General features: G+C 70.1%; 16 protein-coding genes. 11 read left to right on the top strand and 5 right to left on the bottom strand.

Annotation, left to right across the window (positions count from 1 at the left end):
- Positions 1 to 96: 96 nt before the first annotated feature.
- Positions 97 to 1,197 carry a glycosyltransferase family protein gene (locus tag DEJ18_RS02220; RefSeq protein ID WP_220034275.1) on the bottom strand — a complete coding sequence of 367 codons (1,101 nt, stop codon included), beginning with the start codon at positions 1,195 to 1,197 and terminating at the stop codon, positions 97 to 99.
- A 159-nt stretch (positions 1,198 to 1,356) separates the two neighbouring features.
- Positions 1,357 to 3,978, bottom strand: coding sequence for an Ig-like domain-containing protein (locus DEJ18_RS02225; RefSeq protein WP_111209386.1), 2,622 nt, complete (start codon positions 3,976 to 3,978; stop codon positions 1,357 to 1,359).
- Positions 3,979 to 4,235: 257 nt separating this feature from the next.
- On the opposite strand from DEJ18_RS02225, the gene dnaK reads away from it, so the two are divergent.
- From dnaK to DEJ18_RS02250, 5 genes are all read left to right on the top strand, one after another.
- On the top strand, positions 4,236 to 6,110 hold the full coding sequence (gene dnaK / locus DEJ18_RS02230) for a molecular chaperone DnaK (protein WP_111209387.1): 1,875 nt from the start codon (positions 4,236 to 4,238) through the stop codon (positions 6,108 to 6,110).
- 5 nt (positions 6,111 to 6,115) lie between these two features.
- Positions 6,116 to 6,901: a nucleotide exchange factor GrpE gene (gene grpE / locus DEJ18_RS02235; RefSeq protein ID WP_111209388.1), complete on the top strand. Its 786-nt coding sequence runs from the start codon at positions 6,116 to 6,118 to the stop codon at positions 6,899 to 6,901.
- Between the two features lie 30 nt (positions 6,902 to 6,931).
- Entirely contained in the window at positions 6,932 to 7,933 is a 1,002-nt protein-coding gene (locus DEJ18_RS02240) for a DnaJ C-terminal domain-containing protein (protein ID WP_111082601.1), read from the top strand.
- Positions 7,934 to 8,029: 96 nt separating this feature from the next.
- Positions 8,030 to 8,440 carry a heat shock protein transcriptional repressor HspR gene (locus DEJ18_RS02245; protein ID WP_111082632.1) on the top strand — a complete coding sequence of 137 codons (411 nt, stop codon included), beginning with the start codon at positions 8,030 to 8,032 and terminating at the stop codon, positions 8,438 to 8,440.
- Between the two features lie 86 nt (positions 8,441 to 8,526).
- On the top strand, positions 8,527 to 10,023 hold the full coding sequence (locus tag DEJ18_RS02250) for a hypothetical protein (RefSeq protein ID WP_111209389.1): 1,497 nt from the start codon (positions 8,527 to 8,529) through the stop codon (positions 10,021 to 10,023).
- A 247-nt stretch (positions 10,024 to 10,270) separates the two neighbouring features.
- On the opposite strand, the gene DEJ18_RS02255 is transcribed toward DEJ18_RS02250, so the two are convergent.
- On the bottom strand, positions 10,271 to 10,924 hold the full coding sequence (locus tag DEJ18_RS02255) for a GntR family transcriptional regulator (RefSeq protein ID WP_111209390.1): 654 nt from the start codon (positions 10,922 to 10,924) through the stop codon (positions 10,271 to 10,273).
- A 143-nt stretch (positions 10,925 to 11,067) separates the two neighbouring features.
- Here DEJ18_RS02255 and DEJ18_RS02260 point away from each other — a divergent pair, with 143 nt between their 5' ends.
- Complete coding sequence (locus DEJ18_RS02260) at positions 11,068 to 12,219, top strand: class I SAM-dependent methyltransferase (protein ID WP_111209391.1); 1,152 nt, start codon at positions 11,068 to 11,070, stop codon at positions 12,217 to 12,219.
- Positions 12,220 to 12,296: 77 nt separating this feature from the next.
- Here DEJ18_RS02260 and DEJ18_RS02265 read toward each other — a convergent pair whose 3' ends face one another.
- Both DEJ18_RS02265 and DEJ18_RS02270 read right to left on the bottom strand, forming a co-directional pair.
- Positions 12,297 to 13,127 carry an aldo/keto reductase gene (locus DEJ18_RS02265; protein ID WP_111082604.1) on the bottom strand — a complete coding sequence of 277 codons (831 nt, stop codon included), beginning with the start codon at positions 13,125 to 13,127 and terminating at the stop codon, positions 12,297 to 12,299.
- A gap of 59 nt (positions 13,128 to 13,186) precedes the next feature.
- A complete protein-coding gene (locus DEJ18_RS02270) occupies positions 13,187 to 13,609 on the bottom strand; it encodes a pilus assembly protein CpaE (RefSeq protein WP_111209698.1) in 423 nt (140 codons plus the stop codon).
- Positions 13,610 to 13,906: 297 nt separating this feature from the next.
- On the opposite strand from DEJ18_RS02270, the gene DEJ18_RS02275 reads away from it, so the two are divergent.
- From DEJ18_RS02275 to DEJ18_RS02295, 5 genes are all read left to right on the top strand, one after another.
- Positions 13,907 to 16,534 carry a glycoside hydrolase family 2 protein gene (locus DEJ18_RS02275; protein ID WP_111209392.1) on the top strand — a complete coding sequence of 876 codons (2,628 nt, stop codon included), beginning with the start codon at positions 13,907 to 13,909 and terminating at the stop codon, positions 16,532 to 16,534.
- A 224-nt stretch (positions 16,535 to 16,758) separates the two neighbouring features.
- Positions 16,759 to 18,174 carry a sugar transferase gene (locus DEJ18_RS02280; RefSeq protein WP_181434101.1) on the top strand — a complete coding sequence of 472 codons (1,416 nt, stop codon included), beginning with the start codon at positions 16,759 to 16,761 and terminating at the stop codon, positions 18,172 to 18,174.
- A gap of 158 nt (positions 18,175 to 18,332) precedes the next feature.
- Positions 18,333 to 18,614, top strand: coding sequence for a twin-arginine translocase TatA/TatE family subunit (gene tatA, locus DEJ18_RS02285; RefSeq protein ID WP_111209394.1), 282 nt, complete (start codon positions 18,333 to 18,335; stop codon positions 18,612 to 18,614).
- 142 nt (positions 18,615 to 18,756) lie between these two features.
- Complete coding sequence (locus DEJ18_RS02290) at positions 18,757 to 20,193, top strand: MFS transporter (protein ID WP_111209395.1); 1,437 nt, start codon at positions 18,757 to 18,759, stop codon at positions 20,191 to 20,193.
- 75 nt (positions 20,194 to 20,268) lie between these two features.
- The gene (locus DEJ18_RS02295) at positions 20,269 to 22,437 is read left to right on the top strand and encodes an ATP-dependent Clp protease ATP-binding subunit (protein WP_111209396.1); all 2,169 of its coding nucleotides are present in this window, start codon (positions 20,269 to 20,271) and stop codon (positions 22,435 to 22,437) included.
- Positions 22,438 to 22,508: the final 71 nt, after the last annotated feature.

Below are 22,508 nucleotides of genomic sequence, written 5' to 3' on the forward strand. Positions count from 1 at the left end.
GATCCCGGTCTCGCGCTGCCGCGACCAGTTCGACCGTCGAACGGTACACGCCGCTCCGGGCGGACAGTGGTGCAGCAAGGATCAAGACGCGCACAGTCAGTCCTTCCTCGTGCGGTCGTGGAGGAGCCGGACCAGGATCTCGGTCTTGTTGCGCCAGGTCACGGTGGCCGGGAGCTGGGCGGGATGCCGCCGAACCCGACCCTCGTCTGTGATCCACCCGCCGATGATGGCGGCGTGCGCACTGATGGAAGCCGTGTGGACACCGTCCACGCCCCGGTCGCCGGCTCCGTCGATGGGCGTCGAGAGGACGGGGAGCCCGGCCGCGCGGTACTCGTAGGTCTTGATGACGTCGCCGCCGACCTCCCCACCACCGACGCGGTGCGGGACCCAGCCGACATCGAACGTCTGCAGGAGTCCTGCGAGGCGGTCGTAGCGGACGTCGCCGATCAGCGCGATGTTGCGCATCTCTCGCAGCGGCGCGACCCAGCTCGGGTCGAGGATCGGGCCCGCGAACCGGAAGTCCACCTCGGGGAGGGCTGCTGCGGTGGCGAGCACGCCGTCGACGTCCAGACGACGACCCAGCTTCCCGACGTAGCCGACGACCGTTGCTCCAGCAGCGAGTGGTTCAGGATCGAATGCGTCCGGGTCGCACCCGTTGGGGATGAGGACCACGTCGTCGCGGCCGAACCGACGCGCCAACGCCGCCGTTCCTTCTCCGTTGGCTGTGACGTGATCAGCTCGGGCGAACGCGGCGCGGTACGCGCGCTCGACCTCGCGAGAGATCGTTGCGAACGCGAAGTGCCGGGTCCAGTCGTCGAGCAGGTCGAGCAGGACGACTCGTCCTGAGTGGAAGGGGTTCCTGGGCTCCGGAGCGAGGGCCGTGAACGGGTTCCAGACGATGGCCGGTGTCGACGAAGCCGACGAGGGGATGCGCGGGTAGGAGGGCGTTGCACGCGGCCACCAGCGCCGGCGATCGCTCGACAGGGGGATGGTGTGGGCGACACTCCGGATCGACCGAGTGCCAGCTGCTGGCGGGAGACCCCGGAGGGGGAGGAAGGCCGTCGGGATCGGCTCGGGTCGGCTGATGACGTCCACGTCCCCGACGAGTCGGCCGAGCCATTCGATGACGTGGCCGTCGCGGGTGCGGTAGCCCTCCGCTGACAATTTTGTCTGGCCGTGCATCGGGTATGCGAGCACGTTCGGAGGATGCGCGTGCGGACGGTACCGGATATCGAACATGAAATGAATATATCACGAGGGAGGCGATCGACCAGGTGTTCAGCGCCTCCGGCCGGGAAACAGTGCGGCCAGGGCCCTCCTTGTGGGAGGGCCCTGGCCGGTCGTGTTGCGGTGGGTCTACTGGGTGGCGGGACCGAAGCCGAGCAGCTCGGTGCTGCTGGTGGTGCCGTCGGCGTCCGTGGCGATGATGTCGAGGTTGTAGATCGCCGTGGGCCCGAAGGTGCGCTTGACGGACCAGTTGCCGTCGTCGTTGGCCGTTGCGGTGGTCAAGGTCGCGCAGCTGTACTGGGACTTGATGGCGATCGCCGCTCCGGGGGTTGCCGTGCCGCTGAAGGTGACCGGCTTGCCTGCGGTGTAGCCCTCGCCCTGCGTGGGCGAGGTCAGGGTGACGTCCTGGTGGGCGACCGGCTTGAGGATGATCGGTGAGATCGAGTCGGTCGTGCCGTCCAGGGCAGTCTGGGTGAGCGTGATGACGTAGGTCGCGCTCGGGCCGAAGCCGCGGGTCGCTGCCCAGGTTCCGTCGGTCTGGTTCGCGCGGGTGGTGAAGAGCGTCGAGCCCCAGCTGGACTTCGCCGTGATTGTCGCGCCCGGGGTGGCCGTTCCCTGGAACAGCACGTTCTTGCCGGGGGTGTAGGTGCTGGTCGACTCCGGGGTGCTGAGCGTCAGCTTCTTGAACGCGTTCTCCGGGGACAGGGTGAACTCGGCCGAGGTGCTGGTGCTGTTGTCCAGGCGCGTCTGCACTGCGGTCAGCTTGTAGACAGCAGACGGGCCGTAGGTGCGGTTGAAGGACCAGTCACCATCGACGTTCGCAGTGGGCGTGGCGAGAGTGGCGCCCCACTGGTTCTTGATCGCGATCTTCGCGTACGGGGTTGCGGTGCCGCTGACCGTGGTGCTCTGGCCGGGCTTGTAGGTTCCGCTCGTCGGGCTGTTGATGGTCACGGGGCGCGCTTCCTGCGCGCCGGTGGTGGTGACCTGCGTGCTGGCCTCCGTGTGCAGCGCCCCCTTGGACTGCTGCTTCGCGGTGATCGTGACCGGGGCGGTCGCGGGCGCGATCTCGATCTCCGCGGTCCAGCTGGTGCCGTCCACGGTCGCTTCGACGGTCTGGTCGCCGGAGACGACGCTCACGCGGGCACCGCTCTGCGTGGTGCCCGTCACGGTGGTGCGGCCGGGGGTGACCGCGCCGGTCGGACCACTGATCGCGACGCCGTCACCGAAGTCCGCTTCCGTCGTGATGGTCTGGGTGCCCTCCATGCCGGTCTGCTCGATCGTCAGGGTGTGCTTCCCGGCGCCGATCGGGTCGACGGCGAGCGACCACTCGCCCTGCTCGTCGACGGTCGTGCTGCCGAGCGTCTTGGACCCGGTCTTCACCGTGATCGTCGCGTTCGCCGCACCGGTCCCGGACACGGTGGCCTTCTTCGACACGTCCGCATCGAACGACGCTGTCGCCGTCGGGGTGACGACGGAGGAGGTACCGGGGTTGACGGTGACCTCGGCTGTCGTGGTGTTGTACCCCTTGGAGATCCCAGCGACCACGAGCTTGTACTCCCGGTCCTCGAGGTTCTGGATGACCGCGCGGTACGTGTCGCTCGTGCCGGCGATGAGCTCAGCCAGGGGTTCGGTCGGCTTGCCCGCCTCGTAGACCTTGATCTTCGAGTTGCGCTGTGCCGTCCCACGCACGACCAGGTCCGCGCCCGGGTCGAGGACGAAGTCGGGTGCCGGGGACGTGATCGTCACACCGGCGCCGTAATCGAGGATGACCTCGATGGGGGTCTGCTGTTCTCCGCGGATCATCTGGGAGACCTGCAGGTCGTACGTGCCAGGGGTGTTCGAGGGGTTGATCGGCAGGATGAACGCGCCCTCGTCGTTGGACATGGTCGTCGCGACCTGCTTGTCGGCCCGACGGGCGGAGATCACGGTGTTCGGCGTCGCGGTACCGGTGATCTTCGCCACCTCGGTGACCTCCGCGTCGAAGTGACCCTCCGCCACGAGCGGGGCGACGTGCAGGTCGACGGTGACGTCACTCTCCGCGATGAGGTCGCCCCCGTTGAAGGCCTCGAGGTGCGCAGTGGTCTTCCCGAGCGCGAGGTCCTTCAGCTGCTTCGTCCAGGATCCGTCCGTGACTCTCGCGTTGAGCGTCTGGGACCGGTTGTTCTTGTCCGTGTACGTGACCTCGACATCCGTTGCGTCCTTCGGAGCCCGGCCGTCCTTGAGCGTCGCCGTCCCCGCCTCGATGTCCACATCTGCGATCTCGGCGTGCAGCGCCGAGCTCGCGAAGTAGTAGCGGTCCTCACCTGACCCGAAATGAGCCTGAGGTCCGCCGTACTCGCTGAAGCCGTCGAGATGCAGGCCGGGGGCGGACTTGACCTCCAACTCGCCGTGAGCGTCGAGGCGCACCAGAGAGCTGTCGCTGGAGCACGAGTTGTTGCCGATGAGCAGTGACGTGTTCCCCCAGAGCCCGTAGCAGGTCGTCGAATCATAGCGGATCCGCCCCCAGTCACCGACCGGGAAGGCGAGGCTTCGTGATGCCTCCACCGCTGCGTCGTAGCTGTCGTACTGGATGAAATCGGTGTGACCGGGAGACTTTGTCATGCCCCAGAACTCACCGTTCGTCCCGGCGACGACCGCCGGCTTCGTCTCGCTGTCCTGCGGTGTCGCTGCCAGAGCGGTACCGGGGAGTACTCCGGAGATGGTGGCTGCGGCGACGCCGGTCGCGGCCGCAGCTCGAAGGAATGACTTCATGTGAAGAGGTGGCTTTCGGGGTAGGGCCGCACCGCAGCGCGGCGAATTGATGGAGTAGGAAATATCACATGTAGTCCCTGTGGGCATGCCGCATGCAATGTGTACCAGCGACCTTGCGTCCACCTGACGCAACTTCTCCTGCCTGGACTTGACGTGCCACCTGTCCCGGGTAAACTTGAGCCCATAGGACGCAAGTCCGCGGACTTCAGCACCACATGCCGGGCCTCCCGGCACTCGACGAAAGGGAGCACCAACACATGGGACGTGCAGTAGGCATCGACCTCGGAACCACCAACTCCGTCGTCTCTGTTCTCGAGGGCGGCGAGCCCACCGTCATCGCCAACGCCGAGGGGCTCCGCACGACGCCCTCGATCGTGGCGTTCACGAAGGACGGCGAGGTCCTGGTCGGCGAGACCGCCAAGCGCCAGGCCGTCACGAACGTCGACCGCACCATCGCGAGCGTCAAGCGCCACATCGGTACCGACTGGAAGGTCGACATCGACGGCAAGAGCTACACGCCGCAGGAGATCTCGGCCCGTACCCTCGGCAAGCTCAAGCGCGACGCCGAGCAGTACCTCGGCGAGGACGTCACCGACGCGGTCATCACCGTCCCGGCGTACTTCAACGACGCCGAGCGCCAGGCCACCAAGGACGCCGGTGAGATCGCCGGCCTCAACGTCCTCCGGATCATCAACGAGCCGACCGCCGCGGCACTCGCGTACGGCCTCGACAAGGGCAAGGAAGACGAGCTCATCCTGGTCTTCGACCTCGGTGGCGGCACGTTCGACGTCTCCCTGCTCGAGGTGGGCAAGGACGAGGACTTCTCAACGATCCAGGTCCGCGCGACCTCCGGCGACAACCGCCTCGGCGGCGACGACTGGGACCAGCGCATCGTCGACCACCTCGTCAAGAAGTTCAAGGACGAGCACGGTGTCGACCTGTCGACCGACAAGATCGCGAAGCAGCGCCTCAAGGAAGCTGCGGAGCAGGCGAAGAAGGAGCTGTCGAGCCAGCTCAGCGCGAGCATCCAGCTCCCGTACCTGACCTTGACGGCCGAGGGCCCGCTCAACCTCGACGAGACCATCTCGCGCGCCCAGTTCGAGCAGATGACCTCCGACCTGCTCGACCGCACGAAGAAGCCGTTCAACGACGTCATCAAGGAGGCGGGTGTCAGCGTCAACGACATCGCGCACGTCGTCCTCGTCGGTGGATCGACCCGCATGCCCGCCGTGGCCGAGGTCGTCAAGTCGCTGACCGGTGGCAAGTCGCCGAACCAGGGTGTCAACCCGGACGAGGTCGTCGCCGTCGGCGCCGCGCTGCAGGCCGGTGTCCTCAAGGGCGAGCGCAAGGACGTCCTCCTCATCGACGTCACGCCGCTCTCGCTCGGCATCGAGACCAAGGGCGGCCTGATGACGAAGCTCATCGACCGCAACACCGCGATCCCGACCAAGCGCAGCGAGACCTTCACGACCGCAGATTCGAACCAGCCCTCGGTCGCGATCCAGGTCTTCCAGGGCGAGCGCGAGTTCACCCGTGACAACAAGCCGCTCGGCACCTTCGAGCTCACCGGCATCGCGCCGGCACCCGCGGGCATCCCGCAGATCGAGGTCACGTTCGACATCGACGCCAACGGCATCGTGCACGTGTCCGCGAAGGACAAGGGCACCGGCAAGGAGCAGTCGATGGTCATCTCCGGCGGCTCGTCGCTGCCGAAGGAGGACATCGAGCGCATGGTCCGCGAGGCCGAGGAGCACGCGGCCGAGGACAAGGCCCGCCGCGAGGCGAGCGAGCGTCGCAACCAGGCCGAGCAGCTCGTCTACTCGATCGAGAAGCTCATCAAGGAGAACGACGACAAGCTCCCCGCGGACGTCAAGTCCGAGGTCCAGGGTGACGTCGACGGCCTCAAGTCCGCACTCGCGGGCGACGACGACGAGGCCGTGAAGACCGCGTTCGACAAGCTCAACGAGTCGCAGGGCAAGCTCGGACAGGCGATCTACGCGCAGAGCCAGTCGGCGGACGCCGCCGGTGCTGCGGGAGCGGACGCCGGTGCCGAGGGCCAGACCACCGGTGACGACGAGGACATCGTCGACGCCGAGGTCGTGGACGACGACAACGACAACGACAAGAAGTAGGACACATGACCACCAGCAACGAGAACCCGCAGGACCCGCAGCACGACGGCGCCGACCTGCCCGGAGGCTCGGCTGACGGTGGGCAGACCGGTTCCGGCCCGGCGGACGCTTCCGCCGGGCCCGCCGGGTCCGCCGGCTCCGCCCCCCAGGGCGGACAGGCAGCGGGCGGACAGACACCGGGCAACCCGGTCGAGGGCTCCGAGGACGGCGCGACGGCTGACGTCGACGGCGCCGAGGACCTCATCGAGGCCGAGGGTCCGGACGTCGAGGTGTCGACGGACACCGCGCCGGCGAACGACCTGACCCCCGAGGACGAGGCGCTCCTGGCTGACGCAGCGACCGGCATCGCCGAGGACCGGCTCTCGCCGTCCGACCGCGACCTCGTCGGCGAGATGCGGACGGACATGCTCCGCGCCCAGGCCGAGCTCGTGAACTTCCGGAAGCGCGTCGAGCGTGACCGGGACGCCAACCGCGAGGCCGTCATCGCCGAGGTGGTGCGTGCACTGCTCCCCGCCCTCGACGACCTGAACCGGGCCGAGTCGCACGGCGACCTCGCCGAGGGGCCGATGCAGGTCATCGCCCAGAAGCTCCGCAGCGGGTTCGACAAGTTCAAGCTCGTGCAGATCGGCGAGAAGGGCGAGACCTTCGACCCGAACGTGCACGAGGCGATCGTCCAGCTGCCCACGCCGGGTGCGACCGGCCAGACCGTGGCGGACGTCGTCGAGCCGGGCTACAAGCTCGGTGACCGCGTGCTCCGTGCGGCCAAGGTCGCCGTGGCGGTGCCGGCCTGAGGGTCGGCGACGGTGGAAGGGAGGTGAGCCGTGGCCAGTCAGGACTGGTTCGACAAGGACTTCTACGCAGTGCTCGGGGTGTCGAAGGACGCCTCCGAGGCTGATCTGAAGAAGACGTACCGCAAGCTCGCGCGGCAGTACCACCCGGACTCCAACCCGGGTGACGCTGCTGCAGAGTCGAAGTTCAAGGAGATCAGCGAGGCGTACTCGGTGCTCTCCGACAAGGAGCAGCGCAAGGAGTACGACCAGGTCCGCGCGATGGGCTCCGGCGCTCGGTTCACCTCGGGTGGGCCGGGCGGCCAGGGCGGCTTCGAGGACGTCTTCGGCGGCATGTTCGGTGGAGGCGGCGGCGGACAGCGCGTGCGCTTCGGCCAGGGCGGCGCCGGTGGTGCCGGCGGGTTCGAGGACATCCTCGGCGGCATGTTCGGCGGGGGCGGCTTCGGCCAGAACTCCGGCGGCTTCCGGGGCTTCGGCGGACCGACGAAGGGGCGCGACGTCACCGCGACGACGACGCTCGACTTCGCCACCGCGATCGCCGGCGACACGGTCAAGCTGGCGCAGGGCAACGGCCGGCCGGTGAACGTCCGCATCCCCGCGGGCGTCGCCGACGGGCAGAAGATCCGGCTGCGAGGTCGGGGTGAACAGAGCCCCGACGGCGGCGAGGCCGGCGACCTGGTGGTCACCGTCTCCGTCCGCAAGCACCCGGTGTTCGAGCGCGACGGGCAGAACCTCCGCGTGGACGTCCCCGTGACGTTCGTCGAGGCTGCGCTCGGTGCCACGATCCAGGTGCCCACGCTCGGTGGTGAACCCGTCAAACTGCGGGTCGCGCCGGGCACGCCCTCGGGCCGGGTCCTCCGCGTCAAGGGCCGGGGCGTCCCGGGCAAGAACGGCACCGGTGACCTGCTCGCCACCGTCCAGGTCGCCGTCCCCTCCCACTTGTCCGACAAGGCACGCGCAGCGCTCGACGCCCTCGCGGACGCCCTGCCGGACGAGGACCCCCGCGAGGACCTCCTCGCCAGGGCGCGCGAGTAGCGCGCACCACACCCAGCTGGGAGGCCCGGTGTGGCTCCGTCAGGGAACCGCACCGGGCCTCCAGTCGATCCGGCAAGGAGCGCTCTGATGGCCGACATGGACGAGAACTCGCCCGTCTTCGCGATCGCGGTCGCAGCCGAGCTCGCCGAGATGCACCCGCAGACCCTGCGGCAGTACGACCGGCTCGGCCTCGTCGTGCCCGGGCGTACCCGTGGTGGTTCGCGTCGGTACTCGATGCGCGACATCACGCAGCTCCGGGAGATCGCGCGGCTCGGGTCCGAGGGCGTGTCCCTCGAGGGGATCCGCCGGGTGCTGGACCTCGAGAACGAGAACGCCCTGCTGCGGACCCGCGTCCGCGAGCTCGAGACCGCGCTCGCCGACCAGCTCATCAACCGGCCGGGCGCACGCGTCTTCGCAGCGACGACCACCGGAGCGGCGGTCTCACTCCGAGCCGGCATGCGACCGCAGCGCAACAACGCCGTGGTGCTCTACCGCCCGCCGCGCTGACTCCCTTCTCCGGTGACATGTGACATACCTCTTCGGTAGCTTCGAGGTGGCTCGTTCGAGTCACCCATCGACACCGAGGAGGAACCATGCGATCCCGACCATCCGTCATCGCGGCCGTGACGGCAGCGCTCATCGCCATCAGCACACTCGTCAGTCCGGTCACCGGTGCCACCGCTGCGGAACTCCCGCAGCACGAGTCCGCCGAGCAGCGCGGTGCGCCTGAGGGGTCGTCGACCAGGACGATCCCGCATGTGCCGATCGGCGTCCGCGTCGAGACGAGCACCGAGGGCTTCACGGTGTACGCGACACCGCAGTGCACCCTCGCGACCTACTGCAAGTCGTGGGTCCGCGTCCTCAGCGCCCAGGTCGACAAATGGCAGGTGAACACCCGGAACGGGTACTTCGTCCGTTGGCCGTCGAACTGGGCCGAGGGGACGTCACGCTCCGACGGCGTCGTGCTGAGCGAGGCCTGTGACCTCATCAACTGCTACTACAACCTCGGTCGGAGCGCCTCCGTGGGCACCATCACGCGCCCGTACGCCCCGCGAGCGCTGAACGTGTCGGTGGCGAGCAAGGACGACGTCGCCCGCACCGCTCGCGTCCAAGGGTCCGCGACTCCCAGTGCATCGATCCGCCTGAACGGTGACGAGGTCGCGAAGGCGGACTCGTCCGGCACCTGGTCGCACACCCTGACCGGCCTCAGCGTCGGGACGAACACACGCACGTACCAGCAGTACGTCGACGGCACCTACCGCGACCAGAAGCCCGTGTCGGTCACCATCACCGACCAGGCGCTCACGGCGACCGCGTCGCACGTCGACCCGGTCGCGCGGACGGCGACGGTCTCCGGGAAAGCACCGAACCGCGCGACGAGCATCGACGTCGTCTGGACCCGGAACGGCGTGGAGGAGAAGCGGATCGTCCGGCCGTCGAACGGCTCGTGGACGCTCGACGTCGACGGGTTGGTGTTCGGGCAGAACGCCGTGCGGGTCGAGGCGTTCGCCGGCGCGCAGTCGATCGGCACAGCCTCGGTCGTGGTCGACGTCCCCGCGCCGGCGTTCAGCGCAACGGCATCCTTCCCCGACGACGTGACGAAGCCGGTGACCGTGGGCGGGAACGGTGCTCCCGGGGCCACGGTCGTCGTGCGCGACGGCGACGATGAGCTCGCGCACGCGACGGTCGACCCGGCGGGGGCGTGGTCGGTGACGCTGGCCGCACCCGACCGCGGTGGCGTGCGGCGGGTCGAGGTCGAACAGTCGGGCGCCGGCGTCCCGGCCGCACGGGCGTCGGTCGACATCGACTACGGTCCCGGGGTCCGGATCACGTCGCCCGGCAACGGGTTCGTCATCCCGCCGGTGTACCCCGAGGTCCGCATCGTCGGCACCGCGGCCCCGCATGCCGTCGTCCGGCTCAGCGAGCAGGGCGTGGCGGGGAGCGACCTCGGCACCGTGACCGCGAACGACGCCGGTCGTTGGGCGATCACGACACCGGCGCTCGAGGTGCGGAACCAGGCGCTCCTCGCGACGGCGAAGTCCCGCGGTGCCAACACGACGACGGACACCGTGTCCTTGCGCGGCCAGTGATGCCCGGGCCCGGGCCTGCATGCTCGGCGTGCAGGCCCGGGCCCGCTCTCGTCCTCGCGTGCGTGATCGCCTCCGATGCCGGCGATCGTCCCGTCACGGTAGCGGGTCGTCGAAGAGCGCGTCGAAGTCTGCGCCCGCGGACGCACAGTGCCGGTTCGCCTCCTGGGGGGTTCCCGGGTCGAGCGGTGCACCGGGCCGGGCGGACCGCACGTGTGCAATGACGGCGCGGATGCACGACGAGCACATGTCAGCGGTCCGCCGCGTCCGGGTCGGGGAGCAGGTGCGCCGCCCACGTCGCCCGTTCTGCCAGCCGGCCGTCGCGGCAGTCCACGGCCACGCGGAGGGCGACGACGCTGTTCCGGATGTCCGGCCACGGCAGCACGGCGTCGAGTTCCTCGTGCCGTAGCCGGAACGTCAGGCCGTCGAGTGACCCGTGCAGCGTCGCCGTGAGCATCGGGTTCCGGCACTCCTGGATGAAGGTCCGGTAGACCGGGGTCGCGGCGTCCGCCGACGAGCGCCACGACGGTGTCTCCAGGCAGTCGAGCAGAACGCCGAGGCGCCGGAAGAGCACGGCTCGGCTCCGGTCGCCGAGCCGTGGCACCACGATACGGACGACGCCGCCGAAGAGCAGACCGAGCGCTTGGAGCGCCGGCACGACGTCCTCACGCGCGGGCACGGCGACCCGTGTGTACCGGTTCGCCCGCAGCTCGACCAGGCCGAGGTGCGCCAAGTCCGCCAGGGCCTCGCGCACCGGCGTCCGGGAGCATCCGAGTCGGACCGCGAGGTCCTCGTCGTCGAGGCGGTCGCCGGGGCACAGGGACCCGCGCATGATCTCGACCCGGAGGCGCTCCCGGGCGAGGTCACGCAGCAACGGCCTGGTGTCGGATCGCGGTGCGAACATCGGCCCCTCTCGCCCCTCGGCTGAAGCCCGGTCGGTCCGGACGATCCCGAGCGTAGGGTCCCGCCCAGCCTGCGTCACGTGTGATATACCGGCGACTGTCCATCCGGCGGTGCTCGACAGCTCGCGACCACTACCCTCGGACCGTGCCGTCCTTCGACTTCGCCGACCACTTCCGGCGCGACTCCCGGGAACACGGCCCGGACCTCATCGCGATCGACGGGACGGACCGCTTCCTGCTCGACGAGGTGCCGCACCTCCACGGCGACGCCCTGCGGCACCCCGGCGCGGTCACGGTCGTCGACGACCGGTACGGCGTGCTCACGCTCGGCGTCCTCGCCCTGCACGGCGCCTCCGACGTGCGGGTCGTCCAGGATTCGCTCGTGGGGGAGCGTGCGCTCGAGGCCAGCGCCGGGACGTTCGGCCGGCGCGGGTTCCACCACCCCGAGGGCTTCGAGGAGGCGTTCCGGGACGCTCGGCTCGTGCTCCTGCGGCTGACGAAGGGGCATGATCGCCTGGACGAGGTCGCCCGGGCCGTCGCACGCTGGGCTGCCCCCGACGTCGTGCTCGTGTGCGGCGGCCGGACAAAGTACATGACGCTCTCGCAGAACGACCTGCTCCGCCGCTGGTTCGGCGAGGTCACCGCGAGCCGTGGCCGGGGGAAGTCCCGGTTGCTCATCGCGTCGGATCCTCGGCAGGACGCCGCCGCGGAGGCCGACCGCGCCGACCCGTGGCCGCGCCGTGTCCACCAGGACGACCTCGACGTGACGATCACCGCGCACGGCGGCGTCTTCGCGGGGACGTCGCTCGACCTCGGCACCCGGGTGCTCCTCGAGGCTGCAGAGGCTGCGGTCCCCACCGCCAGGGACGCCGTCGACCTCGGGTGTGGCAACGGCGTCGTCGCGACCGTCCTCGCTCGCCGCCGCGCGCACGTCCGCGTCGTGGCGACCGACGTGTCGGCGGCGGCGATCGCCTCAGCGCGGTCGACTGCCGACGCCAACGGCGTCGGCGAACGTGTCCGGACGATCCGCAGTGACGCCGGCGACGAGCTCGACGCGGACACCGCCGACCTGGTGCTCTGCAACCCGCCGTTCCACGCCGACACCACGGTGACCACGGACGCGGCCGAGGCGATGTTCCGGAACGCGGCCGCGATCCTCCGACCCGGCGGTGAGCTGTGGACGGTCTGGAACTCGCACCTGCGCTACCGCCCGGTGCTCGAGCGCACGGTCGGACCCACCCGTCAGGTCGCGCGGACGGCCAAGTACACAGTGACCGCCTCGGTCGCTCGGCACTGAAGCCCTTCCGGACAGCGAACGGCCCCGCCCCGTCGTGTGACGGGCGCGGGGCCGGCGCGGTCGGCGAGCCGGGAGGCTCAGGCCGGGACGTAGTCGAACGTGTCCGGGTCCGGGCCGGTGCGGTGACCCTTGTCGAGGGTCGTGATGTCCGTCATGTCCTCGTCGGAGAGCTCGAAGTCGAAGATCGCGAAGTTCTCCTCGACGCGGGAGCGGGTGACCGACTTCGGGAAGACGATGTCGCCACGCTGGATGTGCCAGCGGAGGACGACCTGTGCCGGGGTCTTGCCCGTGGCTCCGGCGATGCGGACGATGGTCTCGTCGTCGAGGACGAGGCCCTGCGCGATCGGGGACCAGGCCTCGGTCGCGATGCCGTGCTCGCGACCGTAGGCGCGGAGCTCGTCCTGCACGAGGTACGGGTGCACCTCGATCTGGTTGACGGCCGGGGTGACCGTCGTCTCGGCAGCGAGGCGGTTGAGGTGGTGCGCCTGGAAGTTGCTGACGCCGATCGAACGCGCCGTACCGGCGTGGTAGAGCTCCTCGAGCGCCTTCCACGTCGGGACGAAGTCACTCACCGTCGGGAGCGGCCAGTGGATGAGGAACAGGTCGGTGTAGCCGCCGAGCAGGTCGGCCGACTTCTTGCCGTTCTCGGCGGCGAGCTGCGGGTCGTGGAAGCCGTTGTTGAGCTTCGACGTGACGAAGATCTCGGAGCGGTCGATGCCGGACTCCGCGATGGCCTCGCCGACCTCCTTCTCGTTGCCGTACATCTCGGCGGTGTCGATGTGGCGGTAGCCGACCTCGAGCGCGGCCAGGGTGGCGGCCTTCGTCTCGGAGGGGTCGATCTGGAAGACGCCGAAGCCGAGCTGGGGGATCGTGCGTCCGTCGTTGAGCGTGATGTTCGGAACGGTCATGTCCCCAGACAACACCCGCGCAGCTCACAGACGTTGCGGGAAGACCCAGGGCCCGGTGACTACTCGAGCGCCGCGGCGATGTAGGCCACCAGCGCCTCGCCGTACGCGATCGCCGGGTCCGTCGCGGCGAACGTCCGGTCGGCCCCACCGATCGTCGCCGACACCGTGTGCAGGGCGCCTCCGGCCGGCGTGACCGTCCGGGTCAGTCCGACGAACGCGGGCCCCAGGAGGTCGCGCAACTGGTCCTCGCGGGGGAGCCAGAGCGACTCGTCCGCCGTCACCGAGTCGAGCGCCCACTCCGTCGTGCCGTTGAAGCCCAGGATCGTGCCGGTCGGGTGGTCGTGCCGTTCGACGGTCATCTCGGACACGGTGTAGACGTCCTCGTCGACGCCCGGCTTGTCGATGACGAAGCGGTCGCCGGTGTCCGGGTGCCAGCGGAGGCCGGCGTCACGCAGGGAGCGGGCGAGTTCGACGCTGATCATGCGCTCCACCCTGGCACTCGGGGGTGCGGTCCGGCCGGGAGGCCCGTGGCAGGTGACCGTGGAGGTCGCGGCCGGTGGACCGCACGTTCCGCACCTCGGACCACGATGCCGGGCAGCCGTACTAGCATCACCGAGCATCCTCACGTGCGACCGCCCGCCGGTCCGCGTGCGCGACGTGGCGACGCCCGGGCGACCGGTGCCGTGCCTCCCGGCCGTGGCCGACGAGGTGCCGGAGTGTCGGACGACGTCCCGGACCGTGCTCGATGCGGACCGATCCGCCAGCAGAGAAGGACCCGCATGACCCTCGAACGCGAGGAACTCCGCGACGACTGGACCGTGTCCGCGGCCGAGGAGGACGCGCGCGCCGACCTCCCGCAGGCGGTGCGCGGCCGGGCCATCCCGGCGACGGTGCCCGGCCAGGTGCACATCGACCTCGAGCGTGAGGGGCTGCTGCCGGACCCCGCGTTCGACCGCAACGAGTCGTCGACCGCGTGGGTCGGACAGACCGACTGGGTCTACCGACGGACCGTCGACGTGGACCCGCGCGGGTTCGAACGCGTCGACCTGGTCTGTGACGGTCTCGACACCGTCGCCACCCTGACGCTCGACGGCGTGCAGGTGGGGACCACCCGGAACATGCACCGTCGCTACCGCTTCGACCTGCTCGACCTGACCGACGGGACGAACGCGAGCACCGACCGCGAGCTCGAGGTCCTGTTCGAGTCACCGTACCGCGAGGCCGAGCGGGTCGCCGCCCGCGCGGGCACGATGCCCGGCCCGTACGACGAGCCGTTCCCGTACGTGCGGAAGCAGGCGTCGAACTTCGGCTGGGACTGGGGTCTGACGGCGGTGACGAGCGGCCCGTGGCGTCCGGTCGCCATCGAGCGCTGGTCCACCGCACGACTGCGCGACGTCCGGCCGCTGGTCGACGTCGAAGCGGGGGAAGGTGTCCTCGACGCCCACATCGCGTTCGAGCGCTCCGGCATGAACGACCTGGACCAGGACGGGGAGGACGACGACCTGGTGCTCGTCGTCACGGTGTCCGGTCACGGCACGAAGCAGCGCTCGCGGGTGAACGTGACGCCGAAGGAGGACGAGGCCGTCGTGACGGTCCGGATCCCCGAGGCCGAACTCTGGTGGCCGCGCGGGTACGGCCCCCAGCCGCTCTACGACGTCGAGGTGCACCTGCAGACCGTGGACGGGGACGTCCTCGACCGCTCGTCCTTCCGGACGGGCTTCCGCTCGGTGCACGTGGACACGGCCGAGGACTCGGTCGGTCGTCCCTTCGCGATCCGGGTGAACAGCACCCTGATCGACGTCCGTGGCGTGAACTGGATCCCGGACGACGTGATCGTCTCCCGGGTGACGAAGGAGCGGTACGCCGAGCGGCTCGACGCGGCGGTGATGCTCAACGCGAACCTGGTGCGGGTGTGGGGCGGCGGCGTCTACGAGTCGCACGACTTCTACGAGCGCTGCGACGAACTCGGGCTGCTGGTGTGGCAGGACTTCCTGTTCGCCTGCGCCTCGTACCCCGAGATCGAACCGATCCGCAGCGAGGTCATCGCGGAGGCGCGGGACAACGTCGGCCGCCTGGCCCGGCACCCGTCCCTCGTGGTCTGGAACGGCAACAACGAGAACATCTGGTTGCACGACGCCGACGGGTGGGGCGACGAGCTCGGCGACCGCGGCTGGGGGCTCGACTACTACCTCGACCTGCTGCCGACGATCGTCGACGCCGTGGACCCGTCGCGGTTCTACACGGTGGCGTCGCCCTGGTCCGGTGACGAGGCGTTGGCTCCGAACGACGTGGACCACGAGACGCACCACTCGTGGGACGTCTGGAACCGGGTGTCGGACGAGCACTACCGCGACTCGGTGCCGCGCTTCGTGTCCGAGTTCGGTTGGCAGGCGCCGCCCGCGTGGCGGACCCTCCGCGAGGCCGTCACGGACGACCCGATGACCCCGACCTCTCCCGGGGTCGTGCACCACCAGAAGGCCGACGACGGCATGGGCAAGCTCGCCCGCGGCCTGGAGCCCCGGTTCGGCGGAGGTCGGGACACCGACTTCGACCGCTGGCACTGGCTCACCCAGCTGCAGCAGGCACGCGCGATCGCGACCGGTGTCGAGCACTGGCGGACGCACTGGCCGCGAACCACCGGCGTCGTCGTCTGGCAGCTCAACGACCTGTGGCCGGTGTCGTCGTGGTCGGCGATCGACTCGGCGGGGCGCCGCAAGCCGCTCGCGCACGAGCTGCGTCGCCTGTACGACGACGTCCTGCTGACGATCCGTCCGGTCTCGACCGTGGTCACCACGATCACGCCGCTCGCGCCGGGCGCGGAGCGCGAGGACCGGACGGGAGGCGCGCACCCGCCGACCGCGCAGCTGCCGGTTCCCGACGCCGACGGCTCCCCGGTCGAGGTCGCCGTCCGGTCCGCGCGGAACGGCATCGACTCGGTGGTCCGCGTGCGGCGCATCGACCTGGCCGGGCAGATCCTGGCCGAGGAGTACCTGCCGGTGCTCCTGGACGGCCCCGGAGTCGCCGTGGTGCGGCTGCCGGCCTCGGTCGGCGTCGTGGCGGACCCGCGCGGTGAGTTGATCGTGGCGGACATGGACTGGCGTCGAGCGGTGTGGACGCCGGCGCCCGACCAGGACATGCGCTGGCAGCCGGCCCACTACCGGGTGACCATGGCGGACGAGCCGGACCGCTCCGGCGTCCGGATGGTCGTCGAGGCGGAGTCGCTCGTGCGGGACCTGCTCGTGCAGCCGGACCGGGTGTCCCCGACCGGCACCGTGGACCGGGGGTTCATGACGCTGCTGCCCGGCGAGCGGGTGGAGTACCGCGTCGCGGGCGTCACGGAGGCGGACGCCGCGGCCCTGACCTCGGCACCGGTGCTCTGGACACTCGACCGCGTGCTCGCCGACTGACCGTCTGCCTGCATGTGATATTCAAAGGACGTATACTGGTCGTCTGAGCGTCGGTCGATCCGTCGCCGACGGCGGCTGCAGTTGCGGGTCGCCCGAGATCAGGAGGCCCGTTGTCCCAGACCCTTCCCCGGTCCACCCGGTCCACCCGGTCCACCCGGTCCACCCGGTCGACCCGATCGACCCGGTCGACCCGGTCGACCCCCGGGACCTGCTCCCGGACGCAGGTGTCCACACCGAAGCGTCTCGTCTCCGTCCCGTTCGTCATGGCCGTGACGGATGTGGGGGCACTGCTCATCGCGTTCGCCGCTGCGCACATCGTCAGGTTCCCGGACGGTTCGCTCGTGCGTCCCCCCGTCAGCGTCGACTGGCTCGTGGGTCTGGTGACCATCGGGTTCTGGGCAGTCCTGCTCGCGACGATGCGGACTCGTGACCCGCGCGTCGTCGGGGTCGGCGGCGACGAGTACCGGCGGTTGCTCTTCGCGTCGCTCACGACCGGCGGCACCCTCGCCGTGACCGCGTTCCTGCTCGACCTGCAGATCAGCCGCGGGTACGTCGCCGTCGCGCTCCCGCTCGCGTTCGTGTTGCTCGCCATCGGCAGGAAGACCTGGCGGACGGCGCTCGTCCGCCGTCGGGCCCGGGGTCTCCACCTGGTCGACGTCCTCCTCGTGGGTGATCTGGACGACGTCGAGTACGTCGGGAACCGGATCGAGGCGTCACCGGCAGCCGGGTACCGGGTGCGCGGTGTCCTCACCGAGGGTCGCCCGAGTGGGCACGTGGCCTTGGACGGGACGACCCGCGTCCCGGTGCTCGGCCACGTCGACGACGTCCTCGCCGTCGCCCGCAGTGCCGGCGTCCGTGCGGTCGTCTTCGCCGGCGCGGTCCCCGGCGGTCATGAGCGTCTGCGGCGGTTGGGGTGGGAGATGGAGCGTCACGGCATCGAGCTCGTCGTCTCCTCTCCGCTCGTGGACGTCGCCGCCGCGCGCGTGCACCACCGAGCCGTCGACGGTCTCCCGCTGATGCACGTCGAGACGCCGGACTACACGCGACGTCCGAGCAAGCGGGCCTTCGACGTCGTCGGGGCACTGTGTGGCCTCGTGCTGCTGGCTCCGGTCGCCGCGGCGATCGCGGTGGCGATCCGTCTGGACGACGGCGGACCGGTGTTGTTCCGTCAGCAGCGCGTCGGGCGCGGCGGTTCGGAGTTCTCCATCGTCAAGTTCCGGACCATGTGCGTCGACGCCGAGGACCGGAAGGCCGAGTTGCTCGCGGCGAACGAGGGTTCCGGCCCGCTCTTCAAGCTCCAGGCCGATCCGCGGGTCACCCGCGTCGGCGCGTTCCTCCGTCGGACGTCGCTCGACGAGCTCCCGCAGCTGTGGAACGTCCTGACCGGTTCGATGAGCATGGTCGGTCCACGCCCGGCGCTCCCCGGCGAAGTCGCTGTCTACGCGGACTACGCGGAGCGCCGGTTGCTCGTGACCCCGGGCATCACCGGGCTCTGGCAGGTGAGTGGACGGTCCGACCTGGACTGGGCCGAAGGGGTCCGGCTCGACCTGCACTACGTCGAGAACTGGTCCTTCCTGCACGATCTCGTCATCCTGGCCCGCACGGTGCCGTCGGTCCTCCGGTCGCGCGGCGCGTACTGAGGCGTCGCGTCGGGCCACCCTGGACGATCGGTGTCCGTTGCACTGCCCGCCTGGGTTTCTCGGCCCCCGCGAGTTAGCATGGTCGGACAGCGGGACGCCGCCGCGCCGGTCGACGATGACCGGACCACGCGATCAGTCCCAGTACCGAAGGAGACATCATGTTCCAAGGCCTCACCGGACTCCACCTGGTGATCATCCTCGGCATCGTGCTGCTGTTGTTCGGTGCGACGAAGTTGCCGGCACTCGCGAAGGGCCTGGGTCAGTCCATCAACATCTTCAAGAAGGAGATGGACACCGACGACCGCAAGAAGCCGACGACGCCGGACGTGACCGACGCAGCGGGCTACGGCGCGACGGCGCAGCAGGCCGCCCCGGTGCAGCAGCCGGTCGTCAACCCCGGCCCCTCGGTGCAGCCGAACAACGACTCGCGCCCCCAGTAGCGCCTCCAGACCGCCGACCGTTCGGCATCCCGGCCCCGGGACCGACAGCCTCCGTGCACCTGCTCCTCCGCAGGTCGCCCGGAGGCTGTCGTCGTCCTGCGCTCCGCCACCACGCGGTCGTCCGGCGGCGCATGATGGCACCATGACGTCTGCCCGCCCCGCCGCCGACCGGTCGGGAGGCACGGCACCCCTCCACGACGACCGCCGACTCGTGCTCGTGGTCGCGATCCTGTCCTCGTTCGTCGTCGGCCTGGACTCCAGCGTCGTCAACGTGGCCCTGCCCGCGATCCGCACCGAGCTCGGCGGCGGACTGGTCGTGCAGCAGTGGACCGTCGACGCCTACCTGGTGACGCTCGGTTCGCTGATCCTCGTCGCCGGCTCGCTCTCGGACCTGTTCGGCCGGGTGCGCATCATCACGTGGGGGCTCGTCGTGTTCGGCATCGCCTCGGTGGTGTGCGCGATCGCCCCGACCGGAGAGGTCCTCGTCGTCGCCCGGGCGTTCCAGGGCGTCGGCGGAGCGCTCGTCACGCCGAGTGCACTGGCACTCATCGTGGCGGCGTTCCGCGGGGCCGTGCAAGCGAAGGCGATCGGCACGTGGACGGCCTGGTCGAGCGCGGCGTCGATCCTCGGCCCGGTCGTGGGCGGGCTCATCGTGGACGGCATCGGCTGGCGGTGGATCTTCGTCGTCACGGCGGTGCCGATCGCGGTGACGATCCCGCTGGTCCGGCGGATCTCGGGCGACGTCGTCGCGGGGGACCGCCCCCGGGTGGACGTGGTCGGCGCAGTCCTGGCCGTCGTCGGGGTGGGTGGGGTGGTGCTCGGGCTCATCGAGCAGGAGCGCCTGGGGTGGGGTGCACCGATCGTCGTCGCGGCGCTGGTCGTCGGCGCACTGGCGCTCCTCGCCTTCGTGCCGTGGGAACTCCGGGTGACGCGGACCTCCGGGTCGCCGCTCGTGCCGCTCGCGCTCTTCCGGGCCCGGAACTTCGCGGTCGGCAACCTCGCCACGCTGTCGATCTACGGGGCGCTCGGCATGGTCTTCTTCGTCGTCACGCTGTTCCTGCAGGAGGTCTGGTCTTTCCCTGCGTGGGTGGCGGGGCTCGCGACCCTGCCGCCGACCGTGGTGCTCCTGCTGCTCTCGACCACGGTCGGCGGACTGGCCGGACGGTTCGGCCCGCGGTGGTTCATGGCCGCGGGCCCTGCGGTGGCCGCCGCCGGTGCGCTCCTCATGGTCACGGTCGGCGAGGACCCGAGCGGCTACTGGACCGGGGTGCTGCCCGGGCTGGTGCTCGTCGGGTTCGGGATCACCCTGATGGTCTCGCCGCTGACGAGTGCGGTGCTCGGCTCGGTGCCGCAGCACGAGGCCGGGGCCGGGTCCGCGATCAACAACGCGGTCGCCCGGATCGCCGGCCTGGTCACGGTCGCGCTCGCGGGTGTCGTGCTCGGTGGTGAGGTGAGCGTCGCCGGCGTCCACCGGGCGATGGTGGTGATGGCGGTCCTGCTCCTGGCCGGTGCCGTGGTGAGTGCGATCGGCATCGTGGACGTACGATCACCAGAAGCGGAAGAAACCAGCCCGTTGTAAAGTTGAGCCAGGTGGACTCAATGCGAGTCCGATGACTCCGTGACCACACGACCGACGCAACGGAAAGGACAACGCATGGCGAACCTCCAGGGCGCCCCTGACTCGCAGGAGAAGCAGAAGACCGCCCTCGAGCAGTACGGCGTCGACCTCACCGCGGTCGCCCGCAGCGGCAAGCTCGACCCGGTGATCGGCCGCGACGCCGAGATCCGACGGGTGTCGCAGGTGCTCACCCGCCGTACCAAGAACAACCCCGTGCTCATCGGCGAGCCCGGTGTCGGCAAGACCGCCGTCGTCGAGGGGCTCGCGCAGCGCATCGTCGCCGGTGACGTGGCGGACTCCCTCAAGGACAAGCGGCTCGTGTCGCTCGACATGTCCGCCCTCATCGCCGGCGCGAAGTACCGCGGTGAGTTCGAGGAGCGGCTCAAGGCCGTCCTCAAGGAGATCGACGACTCCGACGGCCAGGTCATCACGTTCATCGACGAGCTGCACACGCTGATGGGCGCCGGTGGCGGCGAAGGGTCGGTCGCGGCGTCGAACATGCTCAAGCCGATGCTCGCCCGCGGCGAGCTCCGGCTGATCGGTGCGACGACGCTCGACGAGTACCGCGAGTACATCGAGAAGGACGCCGCCCTCGAACGACGCTTCCAGCAGGTCTACGTCGGGGAGCCGAGCGTCGAGGACACCGTCGCGATCCTCCGCGGCCTCAAGGAGCGCTACGAGGCGCACCACAAGGTGACGATCAACGACTCCGCACTGGTCGCGGCCTCGGCACTGTCCGACCGCTACATCTCCGGCCGACAGCTGCCCGACAAGGCCATCGACCTGATCGACGAGGCCGCCAGCCGACTGCGGATGGAGATCGACTCCAGCCCGGTCGAGATCGACGAGCTCAAGCGCACGGTCGACCGGCTCCGCGTCGAGGAGTTCGCGTTGAAGCAGGAGAAGGACGACGCCTCGAAGGCCCGGCTCGAGACCCTGCGGAACGAACTCCGCACCCGTGGTGAACTCCTCGACGGCCTGGAGGCGCGGTGGCAGGCCGAGCGCGCGACCCTGAACCGGATCGGTGAGCTCAAGCAGCAGCTCGACGACCTCAACATGCGGTCGCAGCGCGCCCAGCGCGAGGCCGACTACGAGACCGTGTCGCGGCTGGAGTACGGCGAGAAGCCCCGCATCGAGGCCGAACTCGCCGCCGCCGAGCAGGCCGGGTCCGCCGATCGCATGGTGAACGACAGCGTCACCGACGAGGACATCGCTGCCGTCATCGCGCAGTGGACCGGCATCCCGGTCGGCCGACTGCTGCAGGGCGAGACCGAGAAACTCCTGCACCTCGAGAGCGAGCTCGGCCGTCGCATCATCGGGCAGCGCACCGCCGTCAGTGCCGTCTCGGAGGCGGTCCGTCGCACTCGCGCCGGGATCTCCGACCCGGACCGGCCCACCGGCTCGTTCCTGTTCCTCGGCCCCACCGGCGTCGGCAAGACCGAGCTGGCGAAGGCGCTCGCCGAGTTCCTGTTCGACGACGAGAAGGCCCTCGTCCGCATCGACATGAGCGAGTACGGTGAGAAGCACTCCGTCGCGCGGCTGATCGGTGCTCCTCCGGGGTACGTCGGGTACGAGGCCGGCGGTCAGCTCACCGAGGCCGTCCGACGTCGGCCGTACTCGGTGATCCTCCTCGACGAGATCGAGAAGGCCCACCCCGAGGTGTTCGACGTCCTGCTGCAGGTACTCGACGACGGTCGCCTGACCGACGGGCAGGGCCGGACGGTCGACTTCCGGAACACGATCCTCGTGCTCACGTCGAACCTCGGGTCGCAGTTCCTCACCGACCCTGCCCTCACCGCCGAACAGCGTGAGGGCGCCGTCCGCGAGCTCGTGCAGCAGACGTTCCGGCCGGAGTTCCTCAACCGCCTCGACGACATGGTGGTGTTCCAGGCGCTCACCCCGGACGACCTCAGTCAGATCGTCTCGCTCTACGTCGACCGGCTGGCGCGTCGGCTCTCCGGTCGTCGCCTCGAGCTCGCCGTGACGCCGGACGCCCGCGCCTGGCTGGCCGAGCGCGGGTACGACCCGGCCTACGGTGCCCGTCCACTCAGGCGCCTCATGCAGCGCCAGATCGACGACCAGCTCGCCCGCGCGATCCTCGCCGGCGACGTGCGGGACGGCGACACGGTCCGCGTCGACGTGGCAGCGGACGGCGAACAGCTCGTCGTCGAACCGTTCGAGGTCGCCGAGCTCGTCGAGGAGTGACCGGACCGGCCCACGCCGCCGGTACCTGATCGCCGCGTCAGCGGCGGTCAGGCCGTGCCGGCGGGGCAAGC

The organism is Curtobacterium sp. MCSS17_015 (genome assembly GCF_003234265.2).
In the GTDB taxonomy this organism is placed as follows: Bacteria; Actinomycetota; Actinomycetes; order Actinomycetales; family Microbacteriaceae; genus Curtobacterium.